The following is a 20,320-nucleotide window of genomic DNA, read 5'->3' on the forward strand; positions in this document are numbered from 1 at the left end:
TTCATGAAGGAGTTATTTGTGCTTCCCGACCCGTTCGCCGCGACGACCCGCGGTATCACCGAGCCCGACCTGGTCCGCCCCGCGATGCGGGCCGTCGGCCCCCTCGTCGAAGTGGCCGCCCCGGCGGGCGGAAGCGCGTGGATCGTGACCGAGGAGGAGCTGGCCCGCGAAGTCCTCTCCGACCCGCGCATCGCCAAGGATCCCGCGCTGGCCCCCGAAAAATGGGACCGCGCCGGACTCGAACAGACCGCCGCCGAGCAGCCGTCCTTGACCACGCTGGACGGCCCCGACCACGTACTTCTGAGGCGCGCGCACGCCCCGCTGCTGAGCGCCAAACGGATTCAGGCGCAGTCCGGCCGGATCCACGAGATCGCCCGCGAGCTGCTCTCGGACCTGGGCGAGGAACCCGTCGACCTGATGGACGGGTTCTCCACCCGGTTCCCGCTGACCGTGCTGCTCGACCTGCTCGGCATCCCGCTCGACCTGCTCGACGACGCCGTGGACGCCTGCCGCCGCATGTCCAGCCCGGAGCCGGGCGCGCAGGGCAAGGCCATCGGCGCGATCGCGGGCCTCGCGGCGGCGGGGCTGACACCGGATCGGAGCGGGCTCGCGGCGGAGCTGCGGGACCGTGTCCCGGACGGGACGACCGAGGACGACCTCAGGTATCACCTGTTCTCGCTGATCTTCGCGGGGCAGCTGACCACCGACGCCTCGATCGGCTTCCTGGTCTCGCGGCTTCTCAACGGGGACAAGACTTCCGAGGACACCCTCGTCCGCGAAACCCTGCGAGACCACCCGCCCGCGCCGTTCACGCTCTGGCGGTTCACCACCGTGGAACTCGACCTCGCCGGGACCCGGCTCCCCGCGGGGGCTCCCGTGCTCGTCGACATCCAGGGCATCAACACCGATCCTGGCCGTCGCCCCGGCCCGGATCTGGCCTTCGGCGCGGGCCCGCACTTCTGCGTCGGCGCCCAGCTCGCGCAGCTCGAACTACGGGCGGCGGCGACGGTCCTGCGCACGGACTTCCCCCAAGCCCGGCTCGCCGTGCCCTACGCCGGACTCCGGCAGACGTTCCTCGGCGGTATCCAGGGCACGCGGCTCACCAGCCTGCCCGTACTGCTGCACGGCTGAAGAACGGGCCGGGGCACGGAAATCCGCTGCCCCGGCCCGGAACGACCGCTACTTCTTGAAGGTGTCGCGGAGCTTGTCCGCCGCGTCACCGACGGCGTCCTTCACGTTCTCGACGGCGCCCTTGAGACCGGCCTTCGCCTGGTCCGCCTGGCCTTCCGCGCGCAGTTCCTCGTTGCCGGTGGCGTCGCCGGCGGTCTCCTTGGCCTTACCGCCGAGCTCTTCGGCCTTGTTGCTGATCTTGTCGCCCAACGACATCGGGTCCTCCTCCGTCCGTGGCGCCCGGATCGTGCGCCGTACAGAGGAAGGACAACCAGGGATCCGATTCGTCATGCACACGGACGGGTGATCGCTCTCACCCCATGCGCCAGGGCATGTGCTGAAGCGTCCAGGTGTTGCCGTCCGGGTCGCTGAAGGCCGCGTAGAAGACGCCGCCCATGTCCTCGACCGGCCCGACCTCGGTACCCCTGGCGATGAGCGCGGCGCGGGCTTCCTCGATGTCGGCGACCACCAGATGGAGCCCGCGCAGGGTCCCGACCGGCATGTCGAGCGACGCGATCCCGGTGGCCAAGGTGATCGAGCAGGCCGAACCGGGCGGGGTGAGCTGGACGATCCGGACCCCGTCGGCGGGCCGCACGTCGACGTCGAGCCGGAAACCGAGCCGCTCGGTGTAGAACTCCTTCGCCCGGTCGATGTCGCTGACCGGCACCGGGACGAGTTCGAGCAGGAACGTCCCCGGCGGGACCGGGGGCGCGGGCTGGGGGTCGGTCACGGACGTTCCTTTCGCCGGAGGGCTCTCGCTAAGGCAAGGAAGCTACAGCGGCGGCGAACGCTTCGGGAGCCTCCTTCAGCCGGACCAGCCGCTCAACCGCGTCAAAAGCCGTTCCAGGACTTCGGGATCGGCTCCGACGGGATCACCGGAGACCGGTTCGTCCACCAGGGTCCGGCGGTCGCCCCGCCGCGGCAGCCGTACCTGTCCGGCGGACAGGCCACCGGGCAGTGGCAGCTCGCACCAGGTGGTCACGCCGCCGGTCTCGCGCGGGACCACCCCGGTCCGCTCGCCCGGCGCGGGCGTCGGCGCGGGAAGAGCGTCGAAGTCGTGGTCGACCTCGATGACCAGAACGTCCGATTGCAGCCGCAGTCTCAGCGTCAGGAACGGCGGCTCCTTCGGATCGGCCACGTCGACGAGCGCGCCCACCAGTCTGGCGGCGGCGGTCTTCGCCTGATCGAGCAACGGCCTCAAGGACCAATCCGACAAGATGAGACGGACGAAGAGCTCGGAGCACAACACCGCGTTCGCTTGTGCCACCAGCCGAAGGTCGTCCATCTGGGAAGTGCGCGCGCTCAAACCAAGGCCTTCCTCGTCGACGTGCGAGCGTGCATCATGCCACTCCATCCGGTGACGGGCTCACACCGCCTCGAACAGGCGATCAAAAGACTTTTGGTCCGGTGAAGCAGTGCATCTTTGGTCCTGTTCACGGGGCCATAGGGCGCGCAGAGTGGTCTTCGTGAGTATCGCCTTCCTGATCACCACTCTGATCGTGGTCGCCACGCCCGGCACCGGCGTGGTCTACACCCTTTCCGCCGGGCTGTCCCGAGGGAGGCGCGCGAGCGTCATCGCCGCGACCGCCTGCACCCTCGGGATCGTCCCCCACATGGTCGCCGCGGTCACCGGCCTCGCGGCACTGCTGCACGCGAGCGCGGTGGCGTTCGAAATCCTCAAATACCTCGGCGTGGCCTATCTGCTCTACATGGCGTGGGCGACGCTGAAGGACCGGGAAGCGCTGGTCGTCGAGGGCGACCCCGAACCCACGTCGGCCTTGCGGACCATCACCTCCGGGGTGCTGATCAACGTCCTGAACCCGAAGCTGACGCTGTTCTTCTTCGCGTTCCTGCCCCAGTTCGTCCCGGCGGGCGAGCCCGGTTCCGTCCCTCGGATGCTGCTGCTGAGCGGGGTGTTCATGCTGGCGACGTTCGTGGTGTTCAGCGTGTACGGCATCCTCGCCGCCGGCGTGCGCCACCACGTCCTTTCCCGGCCGCGCGTGCTCGCCTGGGCGCGGCGGGTCTTCGCCGGTTCCTTCGCCGTGCTCGGCGCCAAACTCGCGTTCACCACCCAGTAGACAGGTCTCCCATGCGACTCCAGCACCACCCTGACGTCCGCGCCGAGCACCCCACCCTCGCCGTCGGCACGCTCCAGGCCGGCGATATCACCCCCGAAATGCCTGTCGACCTCGAGAAGTTCGTCGCGCGGGCGACGCGACGGCTCGCCGACGGCCCGGAATCGGAATTCCCCGAGATCCAGGCGTGGCGCCGGGCGTTCGCCAAGATGGGCCTGAAGCCGACGCAGTACCGCTGCGCCTCGGAATCGCTGCTGCGCCGGCTGCGGAAAGAAGGCACGCTCCCCCGGATCCACCCGGTGATCGACCTCTGCAACGCGGTTTCGGTCGCCTACGCCATCCCCGTCGCGGTGCTCGACGTCGCGAAGATCAGCGGCTCGCTCGAAGTCCGCCACGCGCGAGGCGACGAGAAGTACGTGACCTTCGCGGGCACTGTCGAGCATCCGACCCCGGGCGAGGTGATCTTCGCCGACGAAGACGGCCAAGCCCACGCGCGGCGGTGGACGAACCGGCAGAGCGGGCATTCGGCGGTCTCCGCCACGACGTCCGAGGTGCTGATCGTTTCCGAAGGGCTGCACGCGACGGCGGCCGAGGACGTCCGGCTGCTGATCGAGACCATCGCGGACGAACTCAGGAGGCCTTGAGCGCCTTCTCCAGCCCGGCACGCGTCATCTTCGAACGCCCCTTGATGTCCCGCTCCCGCGCGAGCTTCTCCAGATCCGCCTTCGACAACGAGGACAGGTCGTTCTTCTTTGAGGGCTTCTTCTTTGGCGGCTTCTTCGCCCCGGACTTCTTGGCCTTCCCGCTCTCCACGCTCTTCGAGAGCGCCTCGAACAGGTCGACGACCTTCGTCGGCTCACCGGGTTCGGTGGCGGGCGTGATGGTCTCGCCCTTCTTCTTGGCTTTGATCAGTTTCCGGACGCGATCGGTGTAGGTGTCGCGGTACTCCTCGGGCCGCCAGTCGTCGCTCATCGCGTCGATCAGGTCGACGGCCATGTCGAGTTCCTTGCCACGTGCCTTGGCCTTGCCCGGCAGATCCGGCAGCTGCTCGGCGGGATCCCGCAGGTCGGCGGCGAAATGCAGGGTGTTGAGCACCATGACGCCGTCGCCCGCGCGGACCAGCGCCAGGTACTCGCGGCCGCGCATGACGAACTTCGCGATCCCGGCCTTGCCCGACGAACGCATCGCTTCGAGCAGCAGCGCGTACGGACGCTCGAACTCGTCTTTCGCGGGCGCGAGCCAGTACGTCTTGTCGAAGAACATCGGGTCGATGGCGTCCAGCTCGACGAAGCTCTCGATGTCGAGCGACTTCGACCGGCCAGGAGCGATCTCGTCGAGCTCGCCGGGTTCGACGACCACGTACTCGCCGCTGTCGAGCTCGTAACCCTTGACGATGTCGTCGAAGTCGACTTCCTCGCCGGTGCGCTCGTTCACCCGCCGGTACCGGACGCGGTCCTCGGTGCCGCGCTGGAACTGGCGGAAGTGCACCGTGTGGTCCTCGACCGCGCTGTACAACCGGACCGGCACCATCACCAGGCCGAGTGAAAGCGAACCGCTCCAGACCGGGCGCATGGGCGCACTCCTCTCCTCATGCGCCTGATACCCGGAACAGCGGCGGATCACACCTGGTCAGAGGCTGAACGCGAGGGACTGCAGGAGCACGACCGCGAGGAACACGAGGGTGAAGGCGAGATCGAACGCCACCCCACCGGCCCGCACCGGACGGACCACGCGCCGGACCGGCGCCAGCACGGGCTCGGTCAGCCGGTGGGTGATCCCGCGCGCCCGGAACGACCAGGCAGGCAGCCGGGTGGCGAGGTTGACGGCCCAGTCCAGCACCATCCGGACGACGAGCACGATCAGGAACAAGGTGAGCAGGACTCCCACCAGACTGCCAAGAGCACTCATGACGGCACACTCCTCTTTGTTCCAGTGTGCCGTGCGTTGCTGGGAGCAGCCTGTGACGAAAAAGGGGGCTACCAGGGCGGTTGGCCACCCCCAGTTCGAAGGCCAACCGCCGCGGAGCCCCTACACGGTTTCGGCGCGCTGCCCCGTCGCGCCGAGCCCGCCAGCTGATGCTTTCAGCTTTCCAAGGCCCTGCATCGGAATTACATCGGCTCTCCACCGCCTGGTATCCGCGCAGTTCAGGGGCGGCCGGGCGTAGAATCGGACCGGATTTGAGGCAGGCGCGGACAAGCCCGTTAGGCCGAATGCCGCACGGCGGACCCGCGCCGATCTGGCTGGAGACCGAGGCGGTGGGCTAGGGTGCCGGTCAGCCGGCGAACGGACTGGAGGTAGTGCGTGAGCACGCTCACGGTCTCGGACGACATAGTCGCATATGACCGCTGATCGTTTACCCGATTCGGCGGAATCGGCCCGAACCCCCGGCGACCCGATGCACACCGGCCAGCGATCCCAACTCAGGTTCTCCGTCCTCGGTCCACTCGAGGCCGAGGTCGACGGCGTCCCCGTCCGGCTCGGCGGACGCCGTGAACAACGACTCCTCGCGTCCCTGCTGATCAACGCGGGCAGGCTGGTCCCGGTGTCGTACCTGATCGGCACGATGTGGCCGGAAAGTCCGCCGAAGACCGCGGTCCGCCAGGTCAGCAACGCGATCGCGCGGCTGCGGAACGACCTCGGCGTGGCGCGGTCCGCCGTGGTCACCACCGGCTCCGCGTACCGCGTCGTCACCAGCAGCGCCTCTGTCGACTCTGTCCGTTTCGAAGCGGACTACAACCAGGGCGCCGAATTCCTGGCGGCCGGGCTGCTCTCCCAGGCGGCCGTCAAACTCGCGGACGGGCTAGCGCTCTGGCGTGGCCCCGCCTTCGACGGTCTCGAAGGCGACGCCATCGAGCAGACAGCGCGAAGGCTCGACGAAGAACGCATCGCCGCCTCCGAGCTGCTGATCGGCGCCAGGCTCCGGCTCGGCGAGACCGAAGCGGCCGCCCGCGAGGCCTTCGACCTCTCCGCCTGGCATCCCACCCGCGAGACCCTGCAGTGCCTGACCATGCTGGCGCTCTACCGGGCGGGCCGCGGCGCCGACGCGCTCCGGACGTTCGACCGGACCAGGACCGCGCTCGCCGAAGAACTCGGCGTCGACCCGAGTACCGAGCTGAGCGCGCTCCACCAGCAGATCCTGCGCACCGACGCCGAACTGATGGAGGACGGCGCCCTCGTCCGGTACGGCGTCGGCGGGCTCCGGGCCGGGATGGACACCGGCGGCCGACGCGAGGACGCGGACGCGCAGAAGGCGCTCTTCCCCCGCCCCGCGCAGCTTCCCGCGGACCTCCCCGCGTTCGGCGGCCGCGCCGCGGAACTGCGGACCGTGCTCGAAGTCGGCCAGGACGACTCCACGGCGGGGCCGCGGCTGATCGCGATCGACGGCATGCCCGGGGTCGGCAAGACCGCGCTGGCCGTTCACGCCGCGCACCGGCTCGCCCCGCTGTTCCCCGACGGGCAGCTCTTCGTGAACCTCGAAGGGTTCTCACCGGCGGGCGACCCGGTGGACCCGGGGGTCGCGCTCGAGGCGCTGCTGCGGTCGCTCGGCATCCAGGGTTCGGACATCCCCGCCGGGACCGACCAGCGTGCGGCGCTGTTCCGCAGCTGTCTCGCCGGCAAAAGCGTGCTCGTGGTGCTGGACAACGCCATCGGGGCGACGCAGGTGAATCCACTGCTGCCCGGTTCGGCGAGTTGCTGCGTGCTGATCACCAGCCGGACCCGGCTCGTGGACCTCGACGGCGCCGAACTGCTCTCCCTGGAACCGTTCAGCCGGGCGGACGCGGTGGACCTGCTCGGCCGTATCGTCGGGCCCTCCCGGCTGAAGCGGGAATCCCCCGACGCCGCCGACCAGGTCGCGAGCCTGTGCGGCGACCTCCCGCTCGCATTGGCCGTCACGGCGAGCCGGCTGCGGGCGCGGGCGTCCTGGACGCTCGACTTCGTCGCCAGGCAGCTGCGCGACGAACGGAACAAGTTCGGCGAGCTCACCGCGGGGGAACGGGACGTCGCGGGCGCGTTCCGAGTGTCCTATCTGAACTTGACCGAAGCCGAACGGCGGGTGTTCCGCCGGTTGAGCCATCATCCCGGTGCCGCGTTCGATCTCCCCTCGACGGCGGCCTTGGCGGAAGTGGACCTCGGCGAGGCCCGCCGCCTCGCCGAACGCCTCGTCGACGTGAACCTCCTGCGGCAGCCGTCGATGGACCGCTACGAGATGCACGACCTCCTCCGCAGCTACGGCCGTGAGCTCCTGCTCGCCGAGGAGCCCGAACACCAGCGCGAAGCGATGATGCGACGGCTGTTCGACTACTACCGCAGCACCGTCGCGGCCGCGATGGACTTCATCGACCCGGACTCAGAGGAGGAGCCGGGCGGCCTCGAGGTCCCGAAGAGCGAGTACGGGCAGTCCTTCGCCGGTTACGACCAGGCCGCGCACTGGATGGACACCCAGTGGCAGAACGTCCTGCCGGTGGCCGTCGCGATGAACAACCACCAGCGCTATTCGGATCTCGTGCTCTTCTGCTCGGCGGTCTGGCGCTACTTCGACAACCGCGGCTACTACCGCCAGGCCAGGGAGCTGGAGACCCTCGCCCTGTCCGCCGCGCGGGTGACGGGGAACGTGGTCCTCGAGTACCAGGCCCTGCACATGTACGCGCTGACCTTGTGGCGGCTCAACGAGTTCACCGAGGCGAACCGGCTGTTCAACGAGGTGTTCGAACTGGCCTCGACCACCGGTGACGTGCGGATGCAGTGCCGGGCCAGGGGTAATTCGGGCGTCACCCACTGGCTCAAGGGCGAGTCGGACGAGGCGATCGAGCATCTCGGCTGGGTCCGCGAGACCGCCCACGCCCACGGCAGCGTGCTCATCGAGGCCCGCGCCAGGCACCGGATCGGGCTGATCCTCGCCGAGAACAGTCGCTATGCGGAAGCCGCCGAGGAACTCGACCAAGCGCTGAGACTGGCCCACGAGAACGAATCACCCGATCTCGAGGCGGAATGCCTTCTCGCTCTCGGTATCAATTCGCGTGCACTCGGCGATGGCGCACTCGCGGTCACCCAGTTCAGGACCGCGATGGAAGTGCTCGAATCGACCGGTAATCGCAGCATGCTGCCCATCGCCCACAAGGAGTTGGCGGGCGCTTTCGACATTCTCGGTGAGCACCTGAATGCGGAACGTCATCGCCGGTTCGCTTTGCGCTTATACACCGATCTCGGTATCTCGGAGTCGCCTGACGTTCGCGAACTCAAGCAGCACTTGAACGATTACTCGGCGTAATTCTCCGTTTTGCTCCGGTACTCTGATGGCGTAGGTATATTCGCTTGACCGGAGTAACCGCTCACGGAGAGGATCGGCGACATGCACGATGATGAGGACGATGAGTTCTTGTACGAGCTCGAAGCGGAGTACAAGGCACAGAGCACTTGGGGCGGCTTCGAGCCGCCGCCGAACGGTGGGCCTCCTTTCCGTTCGTGACACTGAATGACCTGAAGTATTCGGAAAGTATTACTGGGGACTGGGGCGCAAGACTTCCGATGCTGGTAAGGGTTTCCTCTTGTGGAACGCTCTATTGGTCCGATGGTGACGTCGTCTGGGACGACCACCTCGGACATCGCCAGCTCAAACTGGCCGAAGGAACCGAACGCGTCCTGCGTTGGTTCAGTTCTTGGCGAGAGCCGGAATCGGTTCGTGAAGCGGATGACAATCCCGAGACAGGGGAAAAACTCGTCCGTATCGCGCGAGCGATGATCCGGTACGACGTGCTGGTGGTCAAAGGTTCTTCCCGGCAACAGCGGGAAGAAGAGATCCTCCGGGATTGGGGTCCTTGGGGAACGTCCGCGCGGGCGTTTCACTTCGGTACCCGATCCTTGCGTGAGACCGAGTTCACCACCAGCGAAACAACGGCGAAAACCCTGCTGGAGAAGGCGAAGGCCAGCCCTCCGCCTTCTCCGGTCAGGCCTTCGGGCGAATATCACTCGATAGCGCTGCCCGAACCGTCGCCGGAGCCGCTGAACGCCATCGGGCTCGGCGACGCGCTGAACAAGCGCAGAAGCACCCGCGAGTTCGGCGAAGAACCCTTGCCGCTGCGCGATTTGAGCGCACTCCTGACGGCAGCCCGGCCGACGAGGCCGGAAACCCATTCCGACATCCCCGCCACCGGGAACGTCTTCAAGACGAGCCCGTCGGGCGGGGCGAGGCATCCGACAGAGGTGTACGTCTACGCGAGGAACGTCGAGGGCCTGGATCGAGGGGTCTACCGCTACGACGGCTTCCGGCACGGGCTCACGCCGCTGGACGGCAAGATCGACGACGACGAACTGGTCACGCTCGCCGGCGATCAGGACTGGACCGGGAACGCCGGCGCGCTGCTGATCTACACCAGCGTCATCGAGCGGAACCAGTGGAAGTACTCGGTGAGCCGGACGTATCGGGTGCTGCTGATGGACGTCGGGCATCTCAGCCAGACCGTCTACCTGCTGGCGACGGCGCTCGGGCTGAACGTCACGTTCACCGCGGCGCTGCGCGACGAACTGGTCGAGGACCTCCTGGGCTGCGACCCGGCGAACGAACTGGTGCTCGGCATGTCTGTGCTCGGCACTCGGGTGTGATGGCCGTCTTGCCGAAAAGGCGCTGACGCCGAGCTCAGACCACCCCGGAGGCCAAGAACTGCGGTACGGCGATCGCATCCCCGCCGTCGACCTGGTCCGCCAGCCAAACCTCGCCCTCCACGACAGAGACCGCGCCCACGCGCACAGCCACCTCCGCCAGCCCGCGCACGAACGGCTCTCCGCCGAAGAACCCGACGACCCCTTCCACCGAAACCTCACGAAACCCGCTCCCGGCCAGCAACCGCCGGAACCCGCGCGCGATCCGGGGCGCGGCGACCTGCGAGGCTCGGGCGCGGACGATCTCCCGCGTCAGCGCCGGATAAGAGGAATCGATCACGAGCGCCTCCCAGTCGTGCCCGGACAACACGATCCGCCCACCCGGGGCCAGAACCCGCCGCGCCTCCGCGAGGGCGCGCTCCGGCTCCGCCAGTTCATGGAACACCTTGTCCGCCCGGTATCCCGCGAACCCACCGTCGACAGGCAGCGCGTAAGCGTCCCCGGTCAGGAACTCCGCCTCGGGCGAACGCCGCCGAGCTTCCTCGACCATCTCCGCCGAGAGATCGACGCCGACGGCGCGGAATCCCAGCGCCGACAACTCGGACACGGCCAGCCCGGCGCCGCAGCCGACGTCGATCACCGCGGAACCGGGGTCGAGCCGGAGCAGTTCGTAAGTCCGGGACCGCAGTTCGGCGGCGACCGGCAGGACTTCGGCGGCGTCGAGCCGCTGCATCATGGACATACCGGGAATCGTCCGACTTAATGACGACATGAAGTCAAGCACCTTGGGCGTCGGCGAGGTCGCGGAGCGCTTCGGCCTGGCGACGCACGTCCTGCGCCATTGGGAATCCGTCGGCCTCCTCGAACCGGCGCGGTCGGGCGACCGGAGGCGGTACGACGACGCCGACCTCTACCGGATCGCGGTCATCCTGCGGGCGAAGGAAGCCGGCCTCAGCCTCGACGGAATCCGTGAGATGTTCCAGAAGCCCGGCGCGCGGGAAACGGTTCTCTGGCGGCACAAGGAAGAACTCACGCGACGCATCGCGGCCGCGCAGGCCTCGCTCGCGATCATCGACTGCGCTCTCGGGTGCGAACACGACGACTTCACCCAGTGCGCGCATTTCCGCGAGGCGGTGGGGGGGGGGGGGGGGGGGGGGGCGGCGGCCCCCCCCCCCCCCCCCCCCCCCCCCCCCCCCCCCCCCCCCCCGACCAGGTGATCCGCAGCGGCCCTGGTCCCGTCCACGGTGAACCAGCCCCGCTCGAACAGCTGCCAGCGCCGCAGATCCGCCCGTGATTCCTCGCCGTCCCGGCCGGTGGCACGGTCGAGACGCTCGGCCTCGCTCCCACCGTCCAACCAGGTCAGCAGGGACAACGACGGCCGGATCCGCGCGCGACCGCTGGAAACGCCTTCCAGCACCAGGACCTCGGGGACCGGGATCTCGACTTCTTCGCCGGGCGACGCGACGCCGCCGGACCAGGCCATCCGCCGGTAGCGGCCGGATCTGCCCGCCCGCAGCGATTCCAGGACACCGGTTTCCAGCCGGGGCCACCACGAAACGGGTTCGTCCCAGGTGGCGAATTCGTCGGTGCTGACCAGCGCCACCCGGACGTCGCGCGCGGCGAGTCCGGCCACGATCCGCCCGGCCAATGTGGATTTCCCGGAGCCCGAAGGCCCGTCGACGGCGAGTACGCGGACGGTCCCCAGTCTCGGCGGGGCCGCCAGGAGCGCGTCGATCAGCGTGCGCGTGCGGGGCTCACTTCGGGGAGCCCTTTGACGTTGTCGGGCGTGGCCGTCCTCGCTTCGAGCGCGGCGACACGTTCTTCCAGGTCACGCTGGGCGTCGGCGAGTTCGCACCGGAGCAGCGCGATCTCCTCGACGGACGTGCGGACCTCTTCTTCGAGATGCCCGACCTCGGTCGACAGATGCAGCGCGACCAAGGCCAGCACGACACCGGCCAAGAGGAATACGAAGTTCGACGGCGTCTGCACGCCGGTTACCCGGGCCAAGAAGTCGGCGGCCTGCGGAACGAGTGCGAGCACGACCACGCCGATGGCGAGGACGAGCCAAACACCCGCGTACTTTTCCCGCAGTTTCCGCCGTCGCATCATCTCGAGGACGACGAACAGCACCAGACAGGCGACGACGATGCTGAGAATGCGCCAGCCAGCCATGATCAGCTCCTTTTACGCCGAATCCGACGAGTCGACGGCGGGGCGGCGGCGCACCAGCGCCAGCAGCAGGGCGAGTCCGGCGCGGCCGAGGTAGACGGCCGATTTCACCGGTGAATGGCTCGGTGTACCACCGGCCCGTTCCCGCATGATCACCGGGATTTCCTTGATCTTCAGTTCGGCACGGATCGCCATCACCAGGGATTCGATCGTGTCGCCGAGGTATTCGGCCGGGTAGTACGCGGCGAACATTTTGATCGCGCGCGGGCCCATCGCCTTGAACCCGGAGGTCACGTCGGTGAGCTTGGTCTTCCCGAGCCGGGAGAAAACGAGAGAGAGCGCGACCATCGCGTATTTCCGCGGGCCGCTCGCCTTGTACGAACCCTTGCCCGCGAACCGCGAGCCGATCGCGATGTCGGCGTCGTCGAGCGCGTCCAGCAGGGCGGCGACCTCTTCGGGGTCGTGCTGTCCGTCGGCGTCCACCTGGACGACGACGTCGTAGCCGCGGGCGGCCGCGTACCGGAAGCCGGTGCGCATCGCCCCGCCGACGCCGAGGTTGACCGACAGGCGGGCCACCTCCGCGCCCGCCGCACGGGCGAGCTTGGCCGTGTCGTCGGACGAACCGTCGTCGACGACCAGCACGTCCATGTCCGGCAAGGACTGCTTGACCTGGGAAATGACCTCGCCGACGCTGGCCTGCTCGTTGAGGGCAGGCATCACGATGAGTACGCGGCGGGTGGTCACGGACGTACTGGACACTGGATCACTCTATCTTCTTACTGGCCGTGAGCGGTGTCGGACCCGGTGGTGGCGCCGGCGGCGACCACACCTTGCTGACCTTCGATTTCGTAGACCGACGCGTCGAGGTTGTGGAAGACGCGTTTGAAACCAGGAGTGATGTCGAGGCGCTGGAGGCCCACCGCGGACTGCGCGTTGGGGGCCACCTTGCCCTTGCCGACGAGCACGTAGCGCACCTTGAGGTCGGTGAGCGCCTCACGCACGCGCGGATCGCGGTTGATGTCGTTCAGGAACACGCTGAGCCAGCCGGCCTTGGTGGTGAACTCGGCGCCGTAGTTGGTCCACTCGACCGGCTGGGCCCCCGAGAGGGCGTACATCCACACCGAGCCGTCGGCCTTGTCGTTCATGACGCGCTCGCCCGGCACGACGTGCTTCCCGAGCCAGTCGTAGGCCTCTTCCTCGCCCTTGCTGACCGAAGGGCCGTCCGAGCCGTAGTTCAGCGCGAGACGGGCGGAGTTGCGGCCGATGTAGCCGCCGCGGCTCAGCACCGACACCACCAGCCCGATCACCAGCGCGCCCGCGATGGTCGCGGTGAACGGGTTCAGGTTCGGCTTGCGCTCGCCGATCTTCTCGGCGAACTTGCCCGACGCGGTGTGCACGAACTCGCCGAACGCGACGGCGCCCGCCAGCGGCACGAGCGCGCCGAGCCGCCAGTGGTCGTTGTAGAACACCCCGGTCAGGGTGTGGATGAGCGGGGTCTCCAGCGAGATCGTCGCGGCGAACAGGCCGCCGAGGACGACGTACGCGCCGACCATCCAGAGCATCCGCCGGTGCCGGACCAGGAAGAACACCCCGATGATCGCCGGGATGCCGATCCACCACTGCGGGAACGCCGCCATCGGCGAGAACGTGATGGTCTGCCCGAGGGCGCCGGACACGCTGGCCTCGGACGCCCAGAACGCGCTCGTCACGCCGCCCGCGTTGTAGAGCGCGGGCAGGACCGTCGGCAGGCCGAGGACGACCGCCAGCCCGATCGTGGCCACCAGCGAGGCCGCGCTGCGGCGCCAGCTGATCTTCTCGAAGCGGAACAGCACCGCGAGCAGGATCAGCAGGAAATAGACCATGATCACGAAGATCAGGCTGGTGTGCAGGCCGGCCAGCCCGGCGACGCCGACACCGATCGCGACCGGTCCGGCGATGCCGTTCGGCTTGAGCAGCAGGCGGGCGAGCGCGAGCATCGCGGGCACGAGCGCCACCCCGGCGACGTACGGCCACAGCGGGCCGCGCCACAGCGAGTCGTACGGGAACGCGGTGAACCAGGTGGACACGGCCGCGGCGGCGGCGGTCGCGAGGACCGGCATGCGCCAGGCGCGGCACATCGCCGCGACGCCGACCGGGACGGTCAGCACGACCATGAGCGCCGCCAGGTTCAGCGTCGGCATCATCGTCAGGCCGCCCTTGCCGAAGACCAGGGCGAGCAGCGCGTGATAGGTGTCCGGGTAGAAGTAGTCGGTCTGGTTCGGCAGGTTCGCGATGGTGCCGACCGTCGACGCGCGCGCGTCGCCGTGCTCGGCGATCCAGCGCACCAGGTTGCCGTGGAACGGGGCGTCCCAGCCCTGCTGGACGTTCTCCAGGGAGTGCGAGCCGCGCAGGAAGGTCACCGTGCCGACGCCGAGGCCGACCACGACACCGGCGCCGATCAGCAGATGGTCGCGAAGGGAGCGCTTCGTCTCGTCGTCGTCTTCGTCCTCGGCCCAGTCGGCGTGACGCTTCGCGGTGAAGCGGAGCACGAGGAACGAGAGGGCGAAGCCGAGCACGGACAGCAGCAGGACCCACAGGCCGACGTTCAGCATGGTCCAGCGGATGCCGAACCGGCCGAGGATCGGGATGCCGATGGCGACGAGGCCGAAGGTCAGCAGCGGGGCCGCGGCGGCGAGAGTCCAGCCGCGCAGCCTGATCGCGGCGCCGAAGACGAGCCCCGGCAGCCAGAACGCCAGCAAGACCAAAAGAACGTTCATCGAATTCGCTGTCCAACCCTATTCGGCGTTAATAACGCCACCCCGTTCGCGGCGCGCGATGGCGCGGCCACACTATCGAGACGTTTCGGACGGCTTCGCGTTGCCCGTCTCCGGCGTGCCTCTCACCACGAAAGCCATCACTACCATGAGTCCGACCGTCGGCCCCGCGGCGAGTCCGACGACGGCGCGCACGACGGTGTCACCGGGGAAGAACAGCAGGACCAGCGCGGTCGCGGCGACGACGGCGGCCCAGGTGATCAGCACCTTCGTGGCCTTAGCCTGCGCGACGAGGACGGCGGCGAGCAGCTGCATCGCCGCCAGCAGCACCGAAGACCAGACCAGTCCGGCCATCCACCAGGCCTCGGGGTTGTTCTTGGCGTCGTAGACCAGCCGGACGACCCACGGGCCGATCAGATAGCCGATCAGCGCGCCGAGGGCCGCGAGCGCCAGCGCGGCCACCGAACCGAGCGCGAGCAGCCTGCGCAGCCGGTGCTTGCCCTCCTCGGTGCTGGACAGGCGCACGACGGTCGGGACCGCGAGGGCCTGGACCGGCGCCATCAGCGTGAGCGGCGTCCTGGCGACGAACAGGGCGACGAAGAGCACGCCGAGTTTGGCCTTGTCGCCGCCGGGCGCGAGCAGGTTGACCAGCGCCGGGTAGCCGGTGATGACGCTCGCGGTGAGCCCCGCGCCCGCGAGGAGCATCAGCATGTTCTTGACGATCGGCTTCGCGGGCTCGTCGGCGTCCAGCTTGGGGTCGACCAGGCGGGCGGCGCCGCGGGCGAAGAGCAGCCACGCGAACGAGCCGGTCGCGGCGGCGACGGCGAACCAGTACACCTGGGTGAGCCCGGCGACCACCAGGGCGGCGACCACCAGGATCCGTACGGCGGCCTCGACCAGGATCAGCCACGAGTAGGACCGGACGTGGTCCTGGCCGATGAGCAGACCGCGCGCGGCGAACTGGAAGGCGAACGAGACAGCGCCGGCCAGCACGATCACGGCGAGCGCGAACTGGCCACCGTAGACCTTGTCCGTGATCGGCGGGATCAGCGTGAACAGCGCGACGATCACCACGGCGACCGCGCTGGTGACGAAGGCGATCACGGCCGGTCGCCCGGCCTTGCGGCCGTCGAGCGCGGCGTGCGCGGACTGGCGCGAGATCTCCTGCTCAAGCGGGGACAAGGCGGCGCCCAGCCCCATCAACATGCCCCAGAACGACAGAAGGACAGCGTTGTCAGCCGTCGACAGCGTCCGTCCCCAGACGACAGTGAGGGCATAGCCGAGCGCGATCGCGATCAGCAGGTAGACGCCGATCCGGCCGGCGGATTTCCCGGTGTCCTTTGTCAGGTTTTCACTGCTCACCGCGTTGCTCATTTACCCTGCTGTTTTCGGCCGAGCCGGGCCCGCAACGCCATGAAGAGGCCGCGGAGCGCGCCTGCCCCGAACCCGGCGGCGAACACCGGCGTGAGCTGGGCGACGGCCTTGGCCTCGGCCTTGGTCGCGCCGAACTTCGTCACCGCGAACCCGGCGGCCGTCGAACCGACGGCGGCGAGCGTGGCAGCGGTCTTCGGGCGCTTCGCGGCGACGCCGAGCCCGAGTACGCCGACGGCCATCGCGGCGAACAGGCCGTTGCGCGCGGGGCCGGGCGACGCGAGATACGAATCGACGAACGTGGTGCCGCGGAAATACGACTGCCCGACGAACTTCTTGAAGGAATCGCGGCCGTGGTAGGTCGCGGAGAAGTCCGGGGCGAGGAAGATACGGTGCCGTTCGGCGATCCAGCGCAGAACACCCGTGTCGTCGCTGGCGAAACGGACGTCTTCGAAGAGCGACTCGAACGCGTTGGACGAATCCTCGAGAACGTCCTTCGGCGCGGAAAAGAATCCGGTGCCTTTCGGGAACACATCGAACTCTTCGATACCGAACGACATCAACCGCGGGTTCGCGCAATAACGGCGCCACGGGATCTTCACCAGCCCCGCCATGAATCCCGCATACGGATTGTGTTCGGACGCGACGTTGATGTGACCGTTCCACACCGTGCGCTCGGGATGGTCGACGAGCTGATCGCGCAGGAAGGTGAGCGAGCCGGAGTCCACGATCACGCGGCTGTCGAGCAGCAGGATCTGCCGCCCGGACGCCTTCGCGATCCCCGCCCGGCGAGCCTCGAACCGGCCGCTGTTCGGCTGGGTGAGGACCGTGATGCCGTAGAGCTCCTGCAGCTTGGCGAGCTTGTCGCCGGTGCCGTCGGTGCTGCCGTCGTCGACCACGACGACCTCGACCGGCCAGTTCGCCGCCTGCGCCGACGCGATCAGCGCGCCCACACTGCGGTCGATCCAGTTCTGCTCGTTGTAGACCGGGATCACGACGGACAGGGCCGGGAGGAGCGAATTCGCACTCACCCCGGCGAGGCTACCTTGCGCGGCCCACCAGTATCCTTCGGGCACCGCAGACCCCGACAGAATGGCTCTTCCGGTGATTTCCTTCATTCTCGGCACCACGGCGGAACTGATCAAAATCGCGCCGGTCTACCACGGCATCCTCGAACGCGGGGTCCGGCCGAAGATCTGGTTCACCGCCCAGCACGTCGACGAGGTCTCGGACGTTCTCGCCGACCTGAACCTCCCGGAGCCCGACGTCTGGCTCGTGCCGAAGGAGAAGGCGCACAACCTGGAGTCGCCCGCGCAGGTGCCGGGCTGGGCCGCGCAGGTGCTGCGGACCGCGTGGAGCCGCCGCGCCGAGCTGAAGGCCGCGCTGGTCGAGGACGGGCGTCCGCCGCTGGTGCTGGTGCACGGCGACACCTTCACCACGCCGTACGGCTCGCTCATCGGGAAGCGGATCCTCAAGTCGCGGGTCGGGCACGTCGAGGCGGGGGCGCGGTCGGGCAGCATCATGTCGCCGCTGCCGGAGGAGCTGAACCGGAAGATCGCCGCGAAGATCGTCGACATGCACTTCGCGCCGAGCGCGCGTGAGGTGAACAACCTCCGCAACGCGCGCGGCGTCGTCGTCGACACCGAGGCGAACACCGCGATCGACGCGATGCGGCTGGCCATCAACGGGCCGCTCGACATCGAGGGGCTGCCGGAGAAGTTCGGCCTCGCCACCCTGCACCGCTTCGAGCTGGTCTCGCGCGCGGACAAGTACCGCGAGGCGCTGGAGATCCTGCGCGAGCAGAGCAAGCAGATGCCGATCCTCTACATGGCGGGCGCGCCCGAGCGCGAGAAGATCCGCGCGCTGGGCCTGGCGAACCTCTTCGACGAGAAGAACTTCATCATCCAGCCGAAGATGCGGTACCTGAAGTTCCTGCCGCTGGTCGCGCGCGCCGAGTACGTCGTCACCGACTCCGGCGGCCTCTCGGCCGAGTGCTACTACCTCGGCCTGCCGTGCGCCGTGCACCGCGAGCGCACCGAGACGCCGCAGCACCTCGGCGAGACCGTCGTGCTGACCGAGATGCGCGGGGACAAGCTGCAGAACTTCCTCGACACCTACGAGAACCGCCGCGGTGAGTCGTGGGTCGAGAAGTTCCACCCGTCGGAGATCATCGTCGACACGCTGGCGCGCCTCGGCTACTGCTGACCCGGAAGTACGTGAAGGCCCCCTTCATTGCGCCTAGCGCAATGAAGGGGGCCTTCACGTACTTGGGAAAGCTAGAGCGTCCGCCGGCCGGAGAGGGCGCGGCCCAGCGTCAGCTCGTCCGCGAACTCCAGGTCACCGCCCATCGGCAGTCCCGACGCCAGCCGCGTCACCGTCAGACCGGGGAAGTCGCGAAGCATCCGCACGAGGTACGTCGCGGTCGCCTCGCCTTCGGTGTTCGGGTCGGTCGCGATGATGATCTCGCTGATCTCCGCGCCGCCGATCCGCGCGAGCAGCTCACGCATGCGCAGCTGCTCCGGCCCGATGCCGGACAACGGGTCCAGCGCGCCGCCGAGCACGTGGTAGCGGCCCTTGAACTCGCGCGTCCGCTCGACGGCGAGCACGTCCTTCGGCTCCTCGACCACGCAGATGACCGTGAGATCGCGGCGGGTGTCGCGGCAGATCCGGCAGGACTCCTGCTCCGAGACGTTGCCGCAGACCTCGCAGAACTGCACGCCTTCCTTGACCTTGCCGAGCACTTCCTGCAAACGCGCGATATCCGCGGGATCGGCCGCCAGCAGGTGGAAGGCGATCCGCTGCGCGCTCTTGGGACCGACGCCGGGCAGCCGCCCGAGTTCGTCGATCAGATCCTGGACGACACCCTCGTACAAGCTAGCCGCCGAGCCCGGGGAAACCGCCGAGGTCCGGCATCCCGCCACCGAGGCCGCCCGCGAGCGGGCCGAGCTTCTGTTCGGTGAGCTTCTGCGCGTTGGCCGAAGCGTCCCGCACTGCCGCGACGACCAGGTCGGACAGGGTCTCGACGTCGTCGGGGTCGACCACCTTGGGGTCGATGGACAACGACTTGAGCTGACTGTCACCGGACACGGTCGCGGTGACGAGGCCGCCGCCGGAAGTGCCGGTCACCTCCGTGTTGGCCAGCTCTTCCTGTGCCTCGACCAGCTTCTGCTGCATCTGCTGGGCCTGCTGCATGATCTGCGACAGGTCGAAGCCGCCACCGGGTTGCACCATGATCCGATCGGTCCTCTCCTGGAAAATCCTGTGCCGCCTACCAGCCTAGCCGTCACGCGTATGGCACCGTTGGCGCCGTGCGACGACGGCTGACACTGGTGATGGCGATCGGATCGACGCTGTTCGCGGCGTGCGGCGCGGAGACCGCCGCGCCGCCGCCCGGAAATCCCTCCGCTCCGGGGACCACCACGGTCCTCACCACTCTTCCGCAACCGAGCCCCCCGCCGAGCACGCCGCCGTCTTCGAGCGTGCCACCGCCGCCTCCGGCCACGCAGCCGCCGAAGACGGGCAGGGTCGTCGTGCTGGATCCCGGGCACAACGGCGGCAACTCCGGCAGGCCCGGCGAGATCAACAAGCAGGTCCCGGCCGGGCGCGGAAAGACGAAACCGTGCAACACCACCGGAACCGCGACGAATTCCGGCTATTCCGAGCACGCGTTCACCTGGGACGTCTCGCAGCGGGTCGCGCAGGCGTTGGCCGCCAAGGGAATCCGGGTCGTCCTCACCCGGCAGAACGACACCGGCGTCGGGCCCTGCGTCGACGAGCGAGCCGCGATCGGGAACGACGCGCAGGCGGACGCTGTCGTGTCGATCCACGCCGACGGCTCGAATTCCGCCGGGGCGCACGGATTCCACGTCGCCTACTCGGCACCGCCCCTGAACGCCCAGCAGGGCGCGCCTTCGATGAAACTCGCGACGGCGTTGCGGGACGGCATCCGCGCGGGCGGCTTCCCGACGTCGACCTACCTCGGCTCGAACGGGCTCGCGCCGCGCGCCGACCTAGGCGGGCTCAACCTTTCGACCCGGCCCGCCGCGCTCGTCGAATGCGGGAACATGCGCAACGCCGACGAGGCCGCGGCGATGTCGAGCGAAGAAGGACGTCAGCAGTACGCCGCCGTCATCGCGAAGGCCATCGAGGACTACCTCGCGGGCTGACCAGGGCCCGCTTCCCCTT

The 20,320-nt window shown here is 68.6% G+C and carries 21 protein-coding genes and 1 pseudogene; 8 read left to right on the forward strand and 14 right to left on the reverse strand.

The genetic code is table 11. The features are described 5' to 3' along the window. The first annotated feature begins 18 nt into the window (after window positions 1-18). Complete coding sequence (locus ACZ6YV_RS01630) at window positions 19-1,131, forward strand: cytochrome P450 family protein (protein WP_465508500.1); 1,113 nt, start codon at window positions 19-21, stop codon at window positions 1,129-1,131. Between the two features lie 48 nt (window positions 1,132-1,179). Here ACZ6YV_RS01630 and ACZ6YV_RS01635 read toward each other — a convergent pair whose 3' ends face one another. The 3 genes from ACZ6YV_RS01635 to ACZ6YV_RS01645 all read right to left on the reverse strand — a co-directional run bounded on the left by ACZ6YV_RS01635 (window position 1,180) and on the right by ACZ6YV_RS01645 (window position 2,476). Further along, the gene (locus ACZ6YV_RS01635; protein ID WP_465507827.1) at window positions 1,180-1,386 is read right to left on the reverse strand and encodes a CsbD family protein; all 207 of its coding nucleotides are present in this window, start codon (window positions 1,384-1,386) and stop codon (window positions 1,180-1,182) included. 97 nt (window positions 1,387-1,483) lie between these two features. Continuing rightward, window positions 1,484-1,900 (reverse strand): VOC family protein, encoded by a 417-nt coding sequence (locus ACZ6YV_RS01640; RefSeq protein ID WP_378242635.1) that lies wholly within the window; start codon window positions 1,898-1,900, stop codon window positions 1,484-1,486. 75 nt (window positions 1,901-1,975) lie between these two features. Then, entirely contained in the window at window positions 1,976-2,476 is a 501-nt protein-coding gene (locus ACZ6YV_RS01645) for an ATP-binding protein (protein ID WP_465507828.1), read from the reverse strand. A 160-nt stretch (window positions 2,477-2,636) separates the two neighbouring features. Here ACZ6YV_RS01645 and ACZ6YV_RS01650 point away from each other — a divergent pair, with 160 nt between their 5' ends. Together ACZ6YV_RS01650 and ACZ6YV_RS01655 are read left to right on the forward strand one after the other, a co-directional pair. Further along, window positions 2,637-3,248 (forward strand): LysE family translocator, encoded by a 612-nt coding sequence (locus ACZ6YV_RS01650; RefSeq protein ID WP_465507829.1) that lies wholly within the window; start codon window positions 2,637-2,639, stop codon window positions 3,246-3,248. Between the two features lie 11 nt (window positions 3,249-3,259). After that, on the forward strand, window positions 3,260-3,889 hold the full coding sequence (locus ACZ6YV_RS01655; RefSeq protein ID WP_465507830.1) for a B3/B4 domain-containing protein: 630 nt from the start codon (window positions 3,260-3,262) through the stop codon (window positions 3,887-3,889). On the opposite strand, the gene ku is transcribed toward ACZ6YV_RS01655, so the two are convergent. Together ku and ACZ6YV_RS01665 are read right to left on the reverse strand one after the other, a co-directional pair. Then, window positions 3,876-4,817, reverse strand: a complete 942-nt coding sequence (ku, locus tag ACZ6YV_RS01660) for a non-homologous end joining protein Ku (protein WP_465507831.1) — start codon at window positions 4,815-4,817, stop codon at window positions 3,876-3,878. The genes ACZ6YV_RS01655 and ku overlap by 14 nt on opposite strands. Window positions 4,818-4,874: 57 nt before the next feature. Next, on the reverse strand, window positions 4,875-5,153 hold the full coding sequence (locus ACZ6YV_RS01665; RefSeq protein ID WP_378242623.1) for a YggT family protein: 279 nt from the start codon (window positions 5,151-5,153) through the stop codon (window positions 4,875-4,877). Between the two features lie 430 nt (window positions 5,154-5,583). On the opposite strand from ACZ6YV_RS01665, the gene ACZ6YV_RS01670 reads away from it, so the two are divergent. Both ACZ6YV_RS01670 and ACZ6YV_RS01675 read left to right on the forward strand, forming a co-directional pair. Beyond that, complete coding sequence (locus ACZ6YV_RS01670; RefSeq protein WP_465507832.1) at window positions 5,584-8,514, forward strand: AfsR/SARP family transcriptional regulator; 2,931 nt, start codon at window positions 5,584-5,586, stop codon at window positions 8,512-8,514. A gap of 467 nt (window positions 8,515-8,981) precedes the next feature. Next, complete coding sequence (locus ACZ6YV_RS01675; protein WP_465507833.1) at window positions 8,982-9,845, forward strand: SagB/ThcOx family dehydrogenase; 864 nt, start codon at window positions 8,982-8,984, stop codon at window positions 9,843-9,845. Between the two features lie 34 nt (window positions 9,846-9,879). Here ACZ6YV_RS01675 and ACZ6YV_RS01680 read toward each other — a convergent pair whose 3' ends face one another. Further along, a complete protein-coding gene (locus ACZ6YV_RS01680) occupies window positions 9,880-10,584 on the reverse strand; it encodes a methyltransferase domain-containing protein (RefSeq protein ID WP_465507834.1) in 705 nt (234 codons plus the stop codon). A 28-nt stretch (window positions 10,585-10,612) separates the two neighbouring features. Between ACZ6YV_RS01680 and ACZ6YV_RS01685 the strand changes: the two genes are divergently transcribed. Next, window positions 10,613-11,059, forward strand: a complete 447-nt coding sequence (locus tag ACZ6YV_RS01685; protein WP_465508501.1) for a helix-turn-helix domain-containing protein — start codon at window positions 10,613-10,615, stop codon at window positions 11,057-11,059. Here ACZ6YV_RS01685 and ACZ6YV_RS01690 read toward each other — a convergent pair. The 6 genes and pseudogenes from ACZ6YV_RS01690 to ACZ6YV_RS01715 all read right to left on the reverse strand — a co-directional run. Beyond that, a pseudogene (locus ACZ6YV_RS01690) lies at window positions 11,050-11,547 on the reverse strand (uridine kinase family protein); the annotation flags it as partial. The gene ACZ6YV_RS01685 and the pseudogene ACZ6YV_RS01690 sit on opposite strands and share 10 nt — an antisense overlap. A gap of 29 nt (window positions 11,548-11,576) precedes the next feature. Beyond that, window positions 11,577-12,014, reverse strand: a complete 438-nt coding sequence (locus tag ACZ6YV_RS01695; protein ID WP_020632199.1) for a DUF2304 domain-containing protein — start codon at window positions 12,012-12,014, stop codon at window positions 11,577-11,579. A gap of 12 nt (window positions 12,015-12,026) precedes the next feature. After that, complete coding sequence (locus ACZ6YV_RS01700; protein WP_378244181.1) at window positions 12,027-12,728, reverse strand: glycosyltransferase family 2 protein; 702 nt, start codon at window positions 12,726-12,728, stop codon at window positions 12,027-12,029. 59 nt (window positions 12,729-12,787) lie between these two features. Beyond that, entirely contained in the window at window positions 12,788-14,767 is a 1,980-nt protein-coding gene (locus ACZ6YV_RS01705; RefSeq protein ID WP_465507835.1) for a DUF6541 family protein, read from the reverse strand. Between the two features lie 72 nt (window positions 14,768-14,839). Beyond that, window positions 14,840-16,138 (reverse strand): polysaccharide biosynthesis protein, encoded by a 1,299-nt coding sequence (locus tag ACZ6YV_RS01710; protein WP_465507836.1) that lies wholly within the window; start codon window positions 16,136-16,138, stop codon window positions 14,840-14,842. Next, window positions 16,135-17,166 carry a glycosyltransferase family 2 protein gene (locus ACZ6YV_RS01715; protein WP_465507837.1) on the reverse strand — a complete coding sequence of 344 codons (1,032 nt, stop codon included), beginning with the start codon at window positions 17,164-17,166 and terminating at the stop codon, window positions 16,135-16,137. Before ACZ6YV_RS01715 ends, ACZ6YV_RS01710 begins: the two co-directional genes overlap by 4 nt. Window positions 17,167-17,227: 61 nt before the next feature. On the opposite strand from ACZ6YV_RS01715, the gene ACZ6YV_RS01720 reads away from it, so the two are divergent. Further along, window positions 17,228-18,340: a UDP-N-acetylglucosamine 2-epimerase gene (locus ACZ6YV_RS01720; protein ID WP_378244100.1), complete on the forward strand. Its 1,113-nt coding sequence runs from the start codon at window positions 17,228-17,230 to the stop codon at window positions 18,338-18,340. Between the two features lie 71 nt (window positions 18,341-18,411). Here ACZ6YV_RS01720 and recR read toward each other — a convergent pair whose 3' ends face one another. Continuing rightward, window positions 18,412-19,008 (reverse strand): recombination mediator RecR, encoded by a 597-nt coding sequence (gene recR / locus ACZ6YV_RS01725; RefSeq protein ID WP_465507838.1) that lies wholly within the window; start codon window positions 19,006-19,008, stop codon window positions 18,412-18,414. A gap of 1 nt (window position 19,009) precedes the next feature. After that, window positions 19,010-19,366, reverse strand: coding sequence for a YbaB/EbfC family nucleoid-associated protein (locus ACZ6YV_RS01730; protein ID WP_007035126.1), 357 nt, complete (start codon window positions 19,364-19,366; stop codon window positions 19,010-19,012). 101 nt (window positions 19,367-19,467) lie between these two features. Here ACZ6YV_RS01730 and ACZ6YV_RS01735 point away from each other — a divergent pair, with 101 nt between their 5' ends. Then, window positions 19,468-20,301 (forward strand): N-acetylmuramoyl-L-alanine amidase, encoded by an 834-nt coding sequence (locus tag ACZ6YV_RS01735; RefSeq protein WP_465508502.1) that lies wholly within the window; start codon window positions 19,468-19,470, stop codon window positions 20,299-20,301. Window positions 20,302-20,320 lie beyond the last annotated feature (19 nt).

Source organism: Amycolatopsis sp. NPDC102522, from assembly GCF_055584485.1.